At 45.1% G+C, this 16,217-nt stretch carries 17 protein-coding genes; 14 read left to right on the top strand and 3 right to left on the bottom strand.

Annotation, left to right across the window (positions count from 1 at the left end):
• Nucleotides 1–204: 204 nt before the first annotated feature.
• The gene (locus GF309_03605) at nt 205–2,058 is read left to right on the top strand and encodes a hypothetical protein (protein MBD3157854.1); all 1,854 of its coding nucleotides are present in this window, start codon (nt 205–207) and stop codon (nt 2,056–2,058) included.
• A gap of 42 nt (nt 2,059–2,100) precedes the next feature.
• Here the strand turns inward: GF309_03605 and GF309_03600 are convergent, their stop codons facing one another.
• A complete protein-coding gene (locus GF309_03600; protein MBD3157853.1) occupies nt 2,101–2,421 on the bottom strand; it encodes a hypothetical protein in 321 nt (106 codons plus the stop codon).
• 320 nt (nt 2,422–2,741) lie between these two features.
• On the opposite strand from GF309_03600, the gene GF309_03595 reads away from it, so the two are divergent.
• Nucleotides 2,742–4,799 (top strand): hypothetical protein, encoded by a 2,058-nt coding sequence (locus GF309_03595; GenBank protein ID MBD3157852.1) that lies wholly within the window; start codon nt 2,742–2,744, stop codon nt 4,797–4,799.
• Nucleotides 4,800–4,870: 71 nt separating this feature from the next.
• On the opposite strand, the gene GF309_03590 is transcribed toward GF309_03595, so the two are convergent.
• Nucleotides 4,871–5,446, bottom strand: a complete 576-nt coding sequence (locus GF309_03590; protein MBD3157851.1) for a hypothetical protein — start codon at nt 5,444–5,446, stop codon at nt 4,871–4,873.
• A gap of 164 nt (nt 5,447–5,610) precedes the next feature.
• Here GF309_03590 and GF309_03585 point away from each other — a divergent pair, with 164 nt between their 5' ends.
• The 10 genes from GF309_03585 to GF309_03540 all read left to right on the top strand — a co-directional run bounded on the left by GF309_03585 (nt 5,611) and on the right by GF309_03540 (nt 13,052).
• The gene (locus GF309_03585) at nt 5,611–6,387 is read left to right on the top strand and encodes a hypothetical protein (protein MBD3157850.1); all 777 of its coding nucleotides are present in this window, start codon (nt 5,611–5,613) and stop codon (nt 6,385–6,387) included.
• Complete coding sequence (locus GF309_03580; protein MBD3157849.1) at nt 6,281–6,745, top strand: hypothetical protein; 465 nt, start codon at nt 6,281–6,283, stop codon at nt 6,743–6,745. The genes GF309_03585 and GF309_03580 overlap by 107 nt, the downstream gene beginning before the upstream one ends.
• Before the next feature lie 234 nt (nt 6,746–6,979).
• Nucleotides 6,980–7,753, top strand: coding sequence for a TSUP family transporter (locus GF309_03575; protein ID MBD3157848.1), 774 nt, complete (start codon nt 6,980–6,982; stop codon nt 7,751–7,753).
• A gap of 115 nt (nt 7,754–7,868) precedes the next feature.
• Nucleotides 7,869–8,639: a TSUP family transporter gene (locus GF309_03570; GenBank protein MBD3157847.1), complete on the top strand. Its 771-nt coding sequence runs from the start codon at nt 7,869–7,871 to the stop codon at nt 8,637–8,639.
• Nucleotides 8,640–8,655: 16 nt separating this feature from the next.
• A complete protein-coding gene (locus GF309_03565) occupies nt 8,656–8,847 on the top strand; it encodes a hypothetical protein (protein MBD3157846.1) in 192 nt (63 codons plus the stop codon).
• Between the two features lie 3 nt (nt 8,848–8,850).
• On the top strand, nt 8,851–9,996 hold the full coding sequence (gene sat / locus GF309_03560; protein ID MBD3157845.1) for a sulfate adenylyltransferase: 1,146 nt from the start codon (nt 8,851–8,853) through the stop codon (nt 9,994–9,996).
• A 13-nt stretch (nt 9,997–10,009) separates the two neighbouring features.
• A complete protein-coding gene (locus GF309_03555; GenBank protein ID MBD3157844.1) occupies nt 10,010–11,386 on the top strand; it encodes a nucleotide pyrophosphatase in 1,377 nt (458 codons plus the stop codon).
• Nucleotides 11,387–11,389: 3 nt separating this feature from the next.
• The gene (cysC, locus tag GF309_03550; GenBank protein ID MBD3157843.1) at nt 11,390–11,920 is read left to right on the top strand and encodes an adenylyl-sulfate kinase; all 531 of its coding nucleotides are present in this window, start codon (nt 11,390–11,392) and stop codon (nt 11,918–11,920) included.
• 30 nt (nt 11,921–11,950) lie between these two features.
• On the top strand, nt 11,951–12,190 hold the full coding sequence (locus GF309_03545; protein ID MBD3157842.1) for a CopG family transcriptional regulator: 240 nt from the start codon (nt 11,951–11,953) through the stop codon (nt 12,188–12,190).
• A gap of 34 nt (nt 12,191–12,224) precedes the next feature.
• Complete coding sequence (locus GF309_03540) at nt 12,225–13,052, top strand: hypothetical protein (protein MBD3157841.1); 828 nt, start codon at nt 12,225–12,227, stop codon at nt 13,050–13,052.
• 145 nt (nt 13,053–13,197) lie between these two features.
• Here GF309_03540 and pyk read toward each other — a convergent pair whose 3' ends face one another.
• Entirely contained in the window at nt 13,198–14,622 is a 1,425-nt protein-coding gene (gene pyk, locus GF309_03535) for a pyruvate kinase (GenBank protein ID MBD3157840.1), read from the bottom strand.
• A gap of 181 nt (nt 14,623–14,803) precedes the next feature.
• Between pyk and GF309_03530 the strand changes: the two genes are divergently transcribed.
• Entirely contained in the window at nt 14,804–15,547 is a 744-nt protein-coding gene (locus tag GF309_03530; protein MBD3157839.1) for an SDR family oxidoreductase, read from the top strand.
• Nucleotides 15,548–15,713: 166 nt separating this feature from the next.
• On the top strand, nt 15,714–16,217 hold a 504-nt coding region (gene eno / locus GF309_03525; GenBank protein ID MBD3157838.1), incomplete at its 3' end, for a phosphopyruvate hydratase.

Raw genomic sequence — 16,217 nt, 5'->3', positions numbered from 1 at the left:
GCTCACCATTGTGGCCAAATGGTTTTTCCTGCGTGCATTGTGCATCGTTGTTTTATGATTCCCTCTATATGTATGCTCTGGCTAAAATAACCGCATACCTTAGCAATTCGCGATTGAGAACTAGAGATTATGCATTAGGTTTATCTTTTTCAGCCTTCATGGTTACTTCGAACGCCTGACTTTCACAATGGAGATAGTAGAATAATGGGGCGATATTGGCTACTTGCTGTCCTTTGCATCCTAGTTACATTGTCTCTCGGGCCAACTATCCCTGAATCTAACCGTAGTGTTGTACAAGAATCCGTTGCTTCATTCCGGAAATCCGACCTATCCATCCATGCCCCCATATACCTTGATGGAAACGATGATTTTGCTGAAGCTGGTTTTCCCGGCGAAGGTACTGCAGCCGATCCGTATCGGATTTCAGATTTGCTGATAGAATCAAATGGAATCTGCATAGAGATACGGAATTCCGATGTATACTTCAGGATAGAAAACTGTGGGTTTAATTCCCCTTCGGGTGACGAGTTGGGGGTTGCTGTGAAGCTGGTCAATGTTCGAAACTCTGAATTGGTATTACTGCAGATAGAAAACAAAGAGAATGGACTAGTGATATACAATTCTGAGAACTGCCTACTCTCAAATCTCTCAATTGCTGATGTTGGAGAAAACGGTCTGTATATCACAGGTTGTGAATCGATAGCCTGCGAATTTGTCGAGGTGCAGAACTGCGGCCGTAGTGGACTAGTGTTTCACAGGTCCAGTTCCATTACTGCATATGAATGCACCATTTCAGACTCCGACAGCGACTCTATACGTATTGATTCAGTTGCCGATGTGCTGATTTCGGATTCAATTATGCAAGACAGTATCAAGACAGGCATATCCTGCTATAATGCAGCAAACTCCTCCATACTGAACTGTGAAATCAATCGAACTGGGATGGCGGGAATCGAGTTTGATCAGTGTAGTACCATGCTCACATCAGAAGTTACCATCGAGGATGCAAGAGGCGGCGTGAGCTGCTTGAGATCTTCACCTGTTAATATCAAAAGCAGCACAATTCGCCATTCTGGAGGAGTGGCGTTATACGCCCATAGCTCACCCATGCTATCCATTTCCGGGGTAACTGTCACTAACGTAGATGAAGGAATCATGATTGTAGGTGCTTCCGACTCATCACGTGTTACTTCATGCCATGTTGAGTCTGTCGACGTTGATGCGTTCTACCTGTCGGACTGCACCAACTGCACCTTTTCGGACAGCTACATCCAAGATTCGGCAGAAGATGGAATCGAAATTCTGAGAAGCTCCAATTTCACTCTCTCCAATAACACGATTTTATGGTCAGTGGACTGGCTGGGATATGACGGCATTCGAATCGATAACTGCTCGGATGGACTTCTGACGGGTAATCATATCCGCCAGTCTGCTTCTCACAGTATAGATGTCTATAGAAACTCCGTTGGCATTGATATAGTGTCCAACCTAATTCAGTCCTCCTTAGGGCACGGAATCCGATTGGATGACGCTACGGGATGTAGTATACTCGCCAACCTGGTAGATGGCTCTTTTTGCTCTGCAGTACACATTGCACAATCGACAGATATTAGGATGGCTTGGAATCGATTGAACATGAGCGGAGAGCCAAACCTCTTCACCAAGTCGTCTTCTGACATAGAAGTAGCCCTTAACGCCTTCATCAACGCCACAGTATCTCATTTCGAATCTGAATCTTGTACCGATATTCAGTTCCATAATGGAACTCAAGGGAACTACTATGATTCCTATACAGGGAACGATACCAACGGAGATCTTCTTGGAGATTCACCATACTATCTGGATGGTGGCTTTGAGGACCCACATCCCCTAATGACGATGACGATGCTGGAAGAGGTGTGGGCGAAGGAATTCGATATTCCTGATTCCAATGGAGCGGAATCTCCCGCAAATAGATTGCTTTCTGATTCCGTTATCGAGTTTCTACTGTTCTTGGCCCCCGCAATTCAGATTCTTGCTGTGTCTATTATATTGATTGAATTGCGTCGGAGGAGGTAGTCCGCCCTCTCTTGGAGCTATGCCCGTACTAACCACTTGGTTCTACGCTAAAGGGAACCTATACTGGAATTGCTGTCCTCCCCATCGACTGGGAGATTCTCTTTTTTGGATAAGTTTCTTTTTCAGAAGTGAGATTAATGGTCCTGTACGTGAGTATATGGTCTTCTGAGGAAGCCCAGATAGTTTGTGGATCTTGTACTTGTTCCGCCAACCTGATTCCGCTAGTTTCTTGTTATTATCGACATCATATGCATAGGCTAATGCAAGCGCATACAAGATTTCTTCCTCCTTTTGCGTTGCTTCAATTTCTACTCCTAAAATTAGGTCGATTTTTGATTCAAGTTGTCGTTCGACTTGTGTCAAAGCGCTCATCCTTCTTTTGTCCGGTTCTCTGTTTCCTGCAAGAAGGGGGAGGTCCCCCCGATACTTTCTGTATCATGCCAGACACGCCATTGTACAGGCCATGTCTAATGCTTACTATATATCAAAAAGAATAGGTTTTTTTCTAGAATGGGGGGAATATTCCATAAGGTTGCTAAGAAATAATACGCCATTATGAGCTATTTTATTTACAAATAGAATCCAAAGAAAACTCAAATTCTGCTATATATTTCTCTCTAGTCTCAAGAGAAATCCTTTGATACCACATAACAGTCATATGGCCTTCCGATATCGTCTGCTCCATGAGGCGTCGGAACAAAGCGATATTGGCACTTGGAATCATTCTCATCATAACAATTCCGACTGTTTTGTTCATCATGAATATCCTCACACCACGGGAACCCGAACCCTTCAGTTTAGATGATGCTCCACAGGAAATACTCGACATACAGTCGTCTCTACAGCAGAAATTGGAATCAGGTACGTTTTCTTGGTCTGATATTCCTGACTACAACACATTTTGCCAATATGTAGCCGACAACTCGCCAGCTGTTCAAGATGCTATAGAAGGAAAGGATTTGACTGCTGTATTTGAAGTCGGTGATGAGGGATACATCATCTATGAGATGGGAGGCGGTGACCTTGATATCGATAGCTCTCAATCATCACCTTCAGAACCTGATGTACGGATAATGCTGTCGTTTGACCTACTCGTAAGCTTGATCAAGCTTGAGCGCACCGCAGTTGGAGCGTTTCAGGGCGGCGATTTGGATTTTGAAGGTCCCCTTGGAGAGGCATTGAACATCAATGACATAAACAGCATATTCAACGCCACCCTGATGGGAGAGTCAATAGACGACACTGATGAAATTGTCGAATTCCAGATGAGCGCCAATAGAAGTTCCTTGTACACTCCGGGATTGACACTCTTTCCCTGTGTTGAAATCAACATGAGAAATGGCTCTCCTTTGATGGGGAGGGGCTATCTCTTTGTTGTAGATCACAATGGGGAGATTGTTGCAGAACTGGAGAATACACATCACAGCGTTCACAAATTCATCAATTCCACAACTGTCCTGATGGGTGGACAGGGCGGTAATCTTGAGCTGTGGAATTACAAAACCGGTGCAACAGAACTACTCCCCATCCCGGGTGGGCACCACGCCTTCGACTACAACCCTCATACTGATACTTTCATGGTGCTTGAGAATGATTACTCGGACGAGATGTGGGACGGAAAACGAGTGCTCTACGACATTCTTTCCGAGTACAACCGCGATGGCGAACTTGTCTGGCAATGGGATGGACGGGTGCAGTATCCTTTCAATGCTACAATTCATTCAAGCCTCGGTATAAATGAAACATTTCGGGCGGGCGCAGATTGGATGCACTGTAATAGCTTTGTCTGGGACAAAACAGAGAACGATATCTACCTGAATGTCCGAAATCAAGACACGATTCTGAAGATTGATCAACCCACTAAGAACATCGAGTGGTCCGCAGGGCGATGGGGTGAATTCTCTGTTCTGGCCGAAAACGGTACAGAAGTTGATAGTCTTTGGGCTCACCCTCACGGCTTAGAATTAGTTGGCCCGGGTCGCTTCATTCTGTATGACAATGACTTGTATAACCCATCTAGGCCATCTACGATGCATCTTGAGAATGCAACTGGCTATTCTGGTTTTGTTGAGTTTGAAATAGACGAACAAAACGAGATTATGCAGGAGGTTTGGTCTTGGAGGGCAGAGAATGAAACCTACTATTTCCCTGCCTCTGGCGGTGATGCCGATAGACTTCCTGATGGCAATACCCTTGGTCTCTTTGGAGATAGAGCACTTCTTCTAGCTGAGGAATCTCCCGCTATTCTGACCGAAGTAACTAAGTCGGGAGAAATAGCATGGGAACTGACCATTCCTGGTGGCAATAATACATACTACTGGGTACACAGGGCTGAGAGATTCTATGAGTCGCCTAAGATTGAAATTGCATCAGAGTCACTTGATGCTGGCTCAGGAACCATTCTCGCGAACCTATCTGTTTGGAACGGATTCAAGCAAGATGCAAAATCCAATGGCATGCTCACCATATATGCGGATGACTCACAGGTACACGAAGAATCTTTCGAATTCAAGCGAAACTGGCAAGCTACCCACCTAACAATCGACATTGTTGTGACTCCATTCAATAGATTGGAAATCGTTGTAGAAAACGAGGATGGAACTCGTGTTTCGTACCTGCTTCTCGGTGAAGAGGGTGGTGCTAATGAACCAAACTGGTTGCTGCCGCTCTTACTACTTACTCCGGTTGTTGTAGCTATTCCGATACTCTATTGGTGGAATGAGAAGCGAAAAACTGCTTGATTCATGGGGACGAGATTTGAGCATAACAAAATATCTGGTGGCTATTGGTTTGGACATCATATACCCCGTAGCTACCCGCTTAGCCTTCTCATGGATTTCTCCCGTGTCTCTTTGATTTCTTTGAGGATTTCATCATAATGGCTAACCAATTCGGGTTCTCCCAACTGAATGGCCCGTCCCTTGGCTGAATCGAGCAAGCCAATGAGTTCAGTTGCCTCTTCCACGATGTCCTGATCCACTTTCCTTCTTTTCTTCTCTGGAAGCGCTGGATTGTATTCTACGACTTCCTTGGCAAGCTTCTGTCGCTGTTTTCCGATTTTCTTCTCCAGTTTGCGGATGATTTTGAGGTCTTCTTGGCCCTCTTTGTCCTCAGTTTCGACTTCGATTTTCGGTAACTCCTTTTCCTTTTCCAGTCCAAGATACCTCTTGATATCGGACCTGAAGAAACTGACAAGAAAACCAATGAATACTGCTAGTACTCCTGCGACAAAACCCTCAAGACTTGAAAGCAAATACGCCACTATGCTTATCCCAATGAGGATAACAACAAGGCCGACTATTCCTTTCCATGTGACTTTCAGTGGATTTCCCTCGAGGATTAGGGATGGAGAAGGATACAAGTATGTTTCCTTATGAGCTCTCTCCATGATGGAATTGCTCTATTTGCAGTATTTGGTATCCATCATTCTCGTTAATGTCAATAGCAAGCACATACGTAGAGCATAATACTTTATATCTCCTCACGGAATATGCGGCATGTCGTTCTAATGCATAGCGATGCGTTCATATACTATATGAGGGGAAATGAGAATTGTCTGCAACCATGTTTGTACCTCCTATTTTCTTGACCGAATATCCCGAAGAAGATGATATGTATTCGACATTATTGGATCGGATGAATGAAGAGAAAGTCGGGGATTTGCTCAAAACGCTTGTCTTCGAGGAGTCAATGCAATCCTTCGAAATGACGTTGCAGAACATCAACAAAGCATATCAAAAAGCTGTGACTTCCTTCTCAAAGCTGACGGATTTGGTGGACGACTTTCACAATGAGAATTTTCTAGACAGGACAGAGAATCTGTATGGTCCTGTTTTGAGTTCAAATCTCTCGTATGCTCTTAATTCTCTAAGAAAACTACTCAGTATTTTTTCTCTTAGTATTAGACAATGGCCTTTGATTCCAGATCAAACCAAGCGGTCCAGCATCAATGATTTAAGAGATAGATTTCGGGAAATTTCAATTTCTGAAGGCAACAATCTGCCGGATGCTGTTCAAGCAGCAGAAAGCAAATCAGAAGAACACGGAATGGCTGTTTTTCTTTTCGATATTATGTTGTTTATGACCATGACCATGTTTGTTTCCTTTCTCGTGACTAAAGAACTACCTTTGACCGAGGAGAAAATAGACGAATTAGAGAGATTGTTACGAGATTGGGCTCAGGAGACGTTAACTCAATTAACTCTGCTTGGAGCAGCGAACAATGCGGCCCCCGAAACAGGGCGACTCCGTGCAATTATTGCGGATAATGAGGATAAAGAAATCGTCGAAAGCGCGTTTTTGTCCAGTGTTGATGATGAGGTGGGCTGAGACCGTGGCTCAACCACCTAAAGCAGGAGACATAGCTATCCTAGATCTGAATCCTGTGGTTGGACATGAACAGGGAGGTCGCAGACCAAATCTAGTTGTATCAATGCCAACCAAATATGGGCCAGGCAGTGAAGAATTAGCCATAGCAATTACGATTCCTTTAACCACAAAAAGACGCAATTATTGGACTGTCGTTCCCATGGACCGGGAAGGTGGACTACGAGAGGAATCTTATGCACTTTGTCATAATATTCGCGCAGTTTCTACAAAGAGATTTGAGGGGATAATTGGCGAGGTAAGTCAGAGAGCACTGACGAGAGTTCGACTGGTCTTGGGAGATATTCTACACATCACATAGGTGGGGTCTTTTGCGGATATCGCAACCTCCGCTGAAATCCTCATGCGCAGTTCCTAGTTCTAGTGGATTTACCAGAGTTCGCAGAACCTTCGTGAGAAGATTAAACTGGTTTCATACTGGAATTTCGCGGCAAAGGCAAACTTAGCCGCAAAACCCAAGCCTTTTAATTAGATATAATCCGTCATAATTTACACGCCAACTCCTGGTATGATATTTGGCTCTTGAGGAAGGAATATGACGACACTAGAGGTGATGCTATTGCTCGGCGTCCTCGCTCTGATTTGCGAGTATATTGACGCCACTTTGGGAATGGGATTTGGAACCATTCTATCGCCCGCGCTTATCATCCTTGGATACCTTCCGATTGTATTTGTTCCTGTGCTCTTGTTCAGTCAATTCTTGGGCGGCATTGTCAGTTCTGTGTTTCATCACAATCTTGAGAACATGGATTTTTCAACAGAACCAAGGGAGCGGCAGGCTTTTGTTGTCTTTCTTATAACCGGCATGCTGGGAGTTGTTTTGTCCACATTATCGATGATTGTTCTTCCTTCCCTTTTTGTTGAAATATACATAGCCGCTGCTGTTACAGCGATGGGTATACTAATGCTTGTAACGGATGGCAGCAAATTTGCCTATTCTCCACCTAAACTGGCAGCTATGGGTTTGATTGCAGCTTTCAACAAGGGGATCTCCGGTGGTGGTTACGGTCCTATAACGGTGGGTGCCCAAATGCTAAGCGACATACCCCCTCGTGCTGCTGTTGCGATAACCGCGCTTGTCGAAGGTCTGATCTGTATAGTCGGTTTCACAATTAACATCATATGGGTTGGTCTTCCGGATATTCCGATGCTGATATCAATATCTTTTGGCGCCATCATTGCGGCACCACTATCAGCAATGACTGTAGCGAAGCTTCAGCAATACCAAGTTAAGAGAGTGATTGCAGTCTCTACTTTCATGATTGGCCTTGTAACTTTGGGCTGGATATTAATGACAGGCGTCTTCTGAAACAAGTCAGTTGACTGTATCATCACCACATATGAAGCCCAAAACTTTTAATTAAATATAATCTCCAACCCGGTAACCCCCGACGAAATGACCTTACTGAAAAGGAGATCCGACAATGATGATTGAATCAGTACTTGTACTGGCAGTTGTTGCTTTCATCTGTGAGTACGTTGATGCCACTGTCGGAATGGGGTTTGGTACAATTCTGACTCCCGCGTTGATTATTCTTGGTTACGAACCAATTACACTAGTTCCTGTAGTTCTCTTTGCTCAGTTTTTTGCGGGTTTTGTCTGTTCAGCCTTCCATCATCGATTCAGAAACATGAACATACTCGATGATAAGGAAGAACGGTATTCCCTGTACATCTTTGGCATGACTGGAGTGGTTGGCATTCTTCTCTCCACCTTTTCGGTCATCACATTTCCTGCTTTCTTCGTCAAGATGTACATCACTCTTGCTGTCATGGCTATGGGCATCATCATGATGTTCACCAGGAATAGAGAAATATCATATTCGAAGGAGAAGCTGGCTTTGATGGGGACCGTGGCAGCTTTCAACAAGGGCATTTCTGGGGGCGGATATGGGGCCATAGCAGTAGGAGGACAGATTGTAAGTGACATCAAGCCCCGGGCTGCTGTTGCAATCACAACATTGGTAGAAGGTATGCTTTGCGCGATAGGTTTCTTGATTCATTTCTTGGTTCGAGGATTCCCGTCGCTATTGTTCATCATCCCAATCACAGTCGGTGGCGTACTTGCTGCCCCGTTTTCTGCACTTACTGTTGCAAAACTCGATGATCAGCATGTAAAGGGAATCATTGCAATCTGCACATTCATTGTGGGACTTGTTACACTGCTATGGGTTCTGACTGGAGGATTTTTCTGAAGTAGGAGGGAAGCTGATGATTAATGGAATTGATTGTACGGATTATTGTGGTTCTTCGCGAGAAAACTATCAACTGATTATTCGAAACGTGAAAGAAATCTCATTGTCTCAGTACATTAACAATCTTACACTCAGTATTTGTTGTGGAATAGCTAGCTTTGACACATCTAATCAGAACATCGGAAAAACCAAAGACTTGGAGGACTAAGGAATGCAATCACCACACGGAGGAACACTTGTAGATCGGACAGTAAGCGAAAAAGAAAGCAATCGAATTACCGAGAACTTCGATGAGTATCCAACACTAAATATATCGAAGGAGATTGCACAGGAAATCGATAACATAGCCCATGGGGTATTCAGTCCCCTCGACGGATTTTTGAAGCGTTCCGACTTCGAAATGGTTTTGGAGCATGGCCGTCTTGCAAACGATGTTCCCTGGACGATACCAATCGTATTCGATGTTGATGAAGATACGCTTGGAGATACGAAAGAGGGCGATATGGTTGGCTTGATGTACAACGGAAAACCAACCGCTACTCTCGAAGTTGAAGATCTCTACGGATATGACAAATCGAGATTCGCCGAATCTGTCTTTGGTACAACAGCCGGTCGCCATCCAGGCGTAGCTAAAGTCATGGGTTTGAATGATACTCTGGTGGGTGGTCGTATTCGACTGCTTAGTGATATTGGGAATCCTTACCCCGATTTCACCCTGCGCCCAAAGGAAACTCGGATTCTATTCAACGAGAAGGACTGGCATACTGTAGTGGCTTTCCAGACGCGGAATCCACCACATCTTGGACATGAGTACGTCCAGAAGACTGCATTGTCGATGATTGATGGCATTTTCATCAACCCTCTCATTGGCAAGAAGAAGAAAGGGGATTTCAAGGATGAAGTCATCCTCCAAGCCTATAAAACGCTAATGAGGAATTACTACCTTCAGAAGTACGCAGTTATGGCTGTACTTCATACCGAGATGCGATACGGTGGTCCAAGAGAGGCAATCCATCATGCAATCATGCGGAAGAACTTCGGTTGTACTCACTTCATAGTTGGTCGAGATCATGCGGGTGTGGGTGATTTCTATGGCCCATTTGACGCGCACTACATCTTTGAGGAATACCCTGATTTGGGAATATCACCAATCTGCTTCGAGTCTTTCTTCTACTGCAAAGAGTGCAGCAGTATAGCGAATTCCAAGATTTGCCCACATGATTCAGAGAATCATGTCATATTCTCTGGAACTAAAATCCGCAGTATTTTGTCTGAAGGCACTCGGCCCCCTGCGGATATGATGCGCCCTGAAGTAGCTGACACAATCCTAGAATTCGACGAACCCTTTGTGAAATGAAGGTGTGGTGCTGATGAGGAAAGCTGTGCTTCTTGGCTGGGATGGTGTTCCCCCGAGCTTGGTATTCGATGATTTAGCAGAAGTTATGCCAAATCTCACCCAGCTTACTAAGCACAGTACTTATGGTCCTCTGAGAAGCACAAAGCCGCCCATCACGATACCAGCTTGGATGTGCATGGCAACTGGCTGTGATCCTGGCCAACTAGGCTTGTATGGTTTCAGGCATAGAGAGCCCGGAAATTACAAGGACATATGGATTCCTGATTCCAACAAGATAGACTCGAAGAAGCTTTGGGATTTTGTTGGAGAGAAACTCGGCAAATCCATCGTCATTGGGATGCCACCGTCTTATCCTCCACCTAAAGTTACTGGACACCTAGTTTCCGGCTTCTTGGCTCCTGGAACCGACAAAACGTACACCTATCCTGAGTCACTTATGGAAGAAATCGAGGATATCGTCGGAGAATACTCACTTGACGTTTTCTATCGGACTGAGGAGAAAGAGGAGCTATACACGAATCTTATAGACATGGTCAAGAAGCGGCATAAGCTTGCGAAATACTTGATGAAAGAGAAACCGTGGGACCTTTTCGTTCTGATGGAGGTTGGTTCTGATAGACTACACCATGGTTTTTGGCGGTTTTATGACAAGCAGCATCACAAATACGAACCAGGAAATGAGTATGAATCAAAGTTTGTTGATTTTTACAGACTACTAGACAAACAGCTTGGAGAACTACTTGAAATCATGCCCGAAGATGCCCTGTTTGTGCTGACATCGGATCATGGAGCAAAGGGAAGGAAGGGAGCCTTCTGCATCAATCAATGGCTGGAGAAGAAGGGCCTTTTATCATTGAAGAAACAGCCAACTGAACCCCAGTCATTCGAGGATTTGGAGATAGATTGGAAGAATACCAAGGCTTGGGGCTGGGGCGGCTATTATTCTCGGATTTTCGTAAATGTGGAAGGGTATGAAGAACAGGGCACAGTCCCACCACACGAGTATGAACGCTTTCGCACCAATCTTGCAAAGGAGCTACAGAAAATCAAAGGCCCCAATGGTGAAGATTGGAAAAACATCGTAGATAAGCCCGAGGACATCTACGAAGACTGTAAGGGCGATTACCCCGATTTGATGGTTTACTTTGATGATCTCTGTTGGAGGGGATCAAGCAGTATGGGTCATGAATCTATGTACTTCTATGGAAGTGCTACTGGCCCAGATGATGCCGTCCACGACTGGGACGGAATTTACGTTACACGATTTCCCGGCCAAACTGAAGCGGCTAGGAAATCACAGGATATCTTAGACATAGCTCCAACGATTCTAGAGTTCATGGGGCTTGAAACTAAAGACTACATGACAGGACAAGCGATTAGGAGACAATGAAACATGGATAACGGATTTTGTATATGGCTAACAGGTTTCTCAGGATCTGGAAAGACAACGATTGCTGAGAAACTCGTAGAACACTTTGAGGGATCTCGTTACATCGAAACGATGGACGGAGATGAACTTCGACAAGGTTTGAGCAGAGACCTCGGCTTCTCGAAGGAGGACAGAAATGAGCACAATCACAGAGTTATATTTTGCACCAAATTGCTGGCACGGAATGGTGTTATCGTCGTTGTTGCTCTCATTTCTCCATACCGGGAAACCAGAGCGTACGCAAAGGAAGAAATCCCCAATATGATGGAGGTCTTCGTTAACGCTCCAATTGATGTTTGCATCGAGAGAGATCCGAAGGGTCTTTACGAACAGGCACTTGCAGGAGAAATCAAGAATTTCACGGGTATTGACGATCCCTACGAAAAACCTCTCGAACCAGATGTTACGGTCAATACTCATGAGGAAACGGTTGACGAGTCCGTGAACAAAATCCTTGATAAGGCACGGGAACTCGGATATCTGTCCGGGGATTAAAAGAACGATAAAGGAATAGGTGATTTAGAAATGGCGAAGGGAAAAAAACGAACAGGAAAGTTTACGTCGGTCTCAGTTCCAGTACCTCTTTTCAACAAGATTGAGAACCGGATTGAAGGAACTGGTTTCACATCAGTATCAAGCTATGTGACCTATGTATTGCGTGAGATAATCGCAAACAAGGAAGAAGAAGAGGCTGAGAATCCTTTTACGGAAGAAGATGAGAAGAAAGTGAAAGACAGACTAAAGGCGCTTGGATACTTGGACTGAGTTGCTGCATAGAGAATCAATCAGGCGAGAAGACATGGGTGAGCCGAACAACCTGCTGGAAGTGCTAAAGCACGCTATAATTCCCGGGGGAATCATCCTGAACCATCTCCAGGGGCGGATAGAGAACGTCCCCAAGGAATCAGATTTGCCTGATAGTAAAACAGATGCGACATCTACAGCTCATACTATTGCCGATGATTTGGTTCAAGAAGTGGTACTTGAGGTTCTTCATTCCTATATGCCACATCTCCGGATTAATGCCGAGGAATCGACCCCTCGAACGAAAATATTCAGAGGGGAACCTGAAAATCTCTGTTTTCATTTGGATCCGCTGGATGGGACCTATTCCTACACTCAAGGCCGGAAGGACCACGCAATAGGAGCTGCGTTTTCAAGAAACCGCGAATTCATAGCAAGCGCGATCTATTTTCCTGCAGTAGATCGGGTCTATCTTTCCAAACGTGGTGCAGGTGTGAAGGTTGAGACATCAACAGGCGAAATACTAGCGTTTCAACGCAAAGTCGAACCGGATGCCTTCTATTCACAGAAACGTACTGAGAAATATCTCCCAATCATCCGGGAGCTGGGTTTGGCACAGTTCGATTCAATGGGTGCGCATCATACGATGGTAGCAGTTGCTGAAGGTCGTGTCAGTGTATTGATGTATCATCTTGCAAGCCCACATGATTTCGGTATTCCACAGGTCATTGTTGAAGAAGCGGGCGGAGTTTGTACTGATTTGAACGGTGAAGCTGTGGAATACAGTGATGATTTCGCTAGGGTACCATGGTTTTTCGCTTTCTCTCACCCTCGAATCAAGGATGAATTCTTCAGACTGTTGGGCTCTATGTCTATCCAGTAATTCTGAGCTTCTATGGTCGTATTTCCTTCCAAACCCTTCTTGTCCTTGTGCATTTTTCCTACACACAAAGGTAACAAACGAATGGCGACTGAGCTCTGGGTGTCAGCCTATCATCAGAAGAATTTGGGAAGTGGTTAGTACTCCATTATATCAAATCGCGCACATGGAAGACGCCACAAACATTCGTTCTATGAGGGATATGCCTGATTCCCGAAGTGAATACCACATCTTTGTCTTCACTGACCAGCCCTTCACTGTGCACTCTTCGGACAGCTTGCTGAACCAAATCGTCGACGTTATCAAGATTCTGCTGATACTGAACCGGATGTACTCCCCACAGCAGCCTCATCCGACGAATTACTGCTGGGTTTCGTGTCACCGCATAGATGTTTGTTGGTGGCCTAAACTTGGAAATCCATCTGGCGGTGAAACCGCTCCGGGTGGCTGTTACTATCCCGCACACATTTTCCGGAATGAGTGAGACCGCATTGTACACCAGATTTCCGATTATCTCCACTATCATGCGTTTCTCTGAGGTGATATCTAATGGGTTGACTGGTGTAATCTGTTTCTCTGCTCTGCTGATAATACGATTCATCATTTCGACTGCTTTTGGCGGATTCCTGCCAATGGCTGTCTCCCCACTGAGCATCACTGCATCTGCTCTATCAAAAATGGCATGAGCAACATCGCTTACTTCTGCACGGGTGGGAAGTCTTTCTTGCGTCATAGATTCAAGCATATGTGTTGCTACGATACTGGGTCTAGCCCATTTGTTGGCTTTACGCACAAGTTCTCTCTGGAGCACAGGCACTTCCTCTATGGGGACTTCGATTCCAAGATCTCCTCTTGCAATCATCACCCCGTGTGATTCTTCAAGAATGTCGTCGTAGTTTTCCACGGCCAGTGTATGCTCAATCTTGCTAATAACATCCGCATCACCGAGCCCATTTCCCTCGAGAATCTCATTGACTTTCCGCACCTCATCTCCATCGCGTACAAAAGAAAGGGCCAAGAAATCTACTTCAAGTTCAGCCGCCAAATCAATGTCCTTCAAGTCCTTTTCTGTTGGCATGCTGCATGACAAGCGAATGCCTGGGATGTTCACTCCTTTCCTGCTGGAGATAGGGCCACCACTTGTGACTTTGGCAACTACTTCGTTATCTCTTATCTCTTTAACCACGAGATTGACTATACCATCATTCATGGCAATGGTATCGCCTTGTTTGACATCCTCAGGGAGCTCTTCGTGCGAGATTGACACCCGATGCTGGTTCCCGACAAAATCCTCAGTTGAAACAATGAGTTCATCGCCTTCTTCAAGCTCCACTTCCTCTTCCATCTCCCCAATTCGGATCTTGGGACCTTGAAGATCAAAAAGTATCCCTACTGTATCATCTACTGAGCGAATCAGTTCGAATGTCTCCCTGGCTGATGAACGATCCTCATGAGATAGGTTGATTCTTGCAACATCCATTCCAGCATCTACCATCTTATGGAGGACTTCTCGTGACTTGGATGCTGGTCCAATGGTGCAAACTATCTTAGACCGTGTATTTTGCTCTTGCATTGTGAACACCCGTGGTGGCCAATCCTGTATTCTCACTAGTAGGCTACTAAGTTATAGTTTGTCACCACGTGCATACGTCGGATCAGTATGTATCTGTCTCTCCTTGTACGAAATCATTATTTCCGATTCGACCAAAAAACCCATTAATCAATATTAACTATTGCTAATTGAGGTATAGATATTGAACTTGAATGATAAGGTTGCAATCGTAACAGGCGCCGCACAGGGCATTGGACGTGGAATTGCATTAGAGATGGCTGAACGGGGTGCCAAGGTTGCTGTGAGCGACATTAATGATAAGGTCAAGGATGTTGCTGATGAAATCACAGAGATGGGTCACGAATCCATCTCATTACTGACTGACGTTTCTGATATGGAACAGGTTGAAAACATGATCCAATCTGTCCTGGGTGAATGGGGCAAAGTAGATGTCTTGGTGAACAATGCTGGAATTTACCCTTACAAGACCCTCTTGGCCATGAAAGAAGATGATTGGGACAACGTAGTGGATGTAAATCTCAAAGGCGTATTCAATTGTACTAAAGCTGCGCTTCCAGCATTGAAGAAGAATGGTGGAAGCATAGTCAACATAGCATCAATTGCTGGAGCTGTAATCGGCTATCGTGATTTGGCTCATTATAGTGCATCAAAAGCTGGGGTAGTAGGCTTTACGAGGGCTGCTGCATTGGAACTCGCGCCCAATGACATTAGAGTGAATGCCATTGCTCCAGGAGCTATCGAAACACCGACTGTAGACAGGACCCTGACAAAAGAGCTGCGCGCAAAAACAATCAGTTCTATTCCGTGGGGGCGAATGGGAACTCCTGAAGACATAGCAAAGGCAGCTGCCTTCCTGGCATCTGATGATTCTGAATACATTACCGGCCAAGTATTGATTGTAGATGGTGGCATGACAGTACAATAAGATTAGAAAACTAATCCGCGTCCATTCCAATCTCTATGGAGGCATTCTTTCGGCCGCTGTTCGATTCAATTGTGCGAAAAATCTATTCAATTGTTCTAGCAAAACGCCTAAAGAGCTTCTTATCCATGCGTGAGGTAGATAACACAACGAGGAAGTGTGTGGTATTATGGATGATATTGAACGGGTACATGCCATCGAAGTACTGGATTCACGCGGAAATCCCACCATCATGACAAAGGTCACTTTTGCAGACGGGAGTACAGGTGTTGCCAAAGTGCCTAGTGGAGCTTCCACAGGAGCTAGAGAAGCCCTTGAACTTCGGGACGGCGGAGACCGCTATCTCGGGAAGGGCGTTACAAAAGCGGTAGAAAATGTCAATACGGTTCTTGCAGACGCAGTAAAATCAGCAGACCCCCTTTCCTTTGAGGGAATCGATGCAGCAATGCTGCGAGCTGATGGAACAGAGGACAAAAGCAATCTTGGAGCTAACGCTATTCTTTCCGTTTCCATGGCAGCAGCAGTCGCACTTGCAAAAGATGAGGGCATGGAACTGTTCGAATTCTTGAGAAAACGGGTTCTAAGTCGAGAGGATGACTATTTGCAGCCTGTGCCCATGTCCAATGTTATCAACGGTGGAGAACATGCAGGGAATGATTTGGCTATACAGGAG

The organism is Candidatus Lokiarchaeota archaeon (assembly GCA_014730275.1).
Taxonomy (GTDB): domain Archaea; phylum Asgardarchaeota; class Thorarchaeia; order Thorarchaeales; family Thorarchaeaceae; genus WJIL01.
This window is presented reverse-complemented; position numbering and strand designations above follow the sequence as displayed.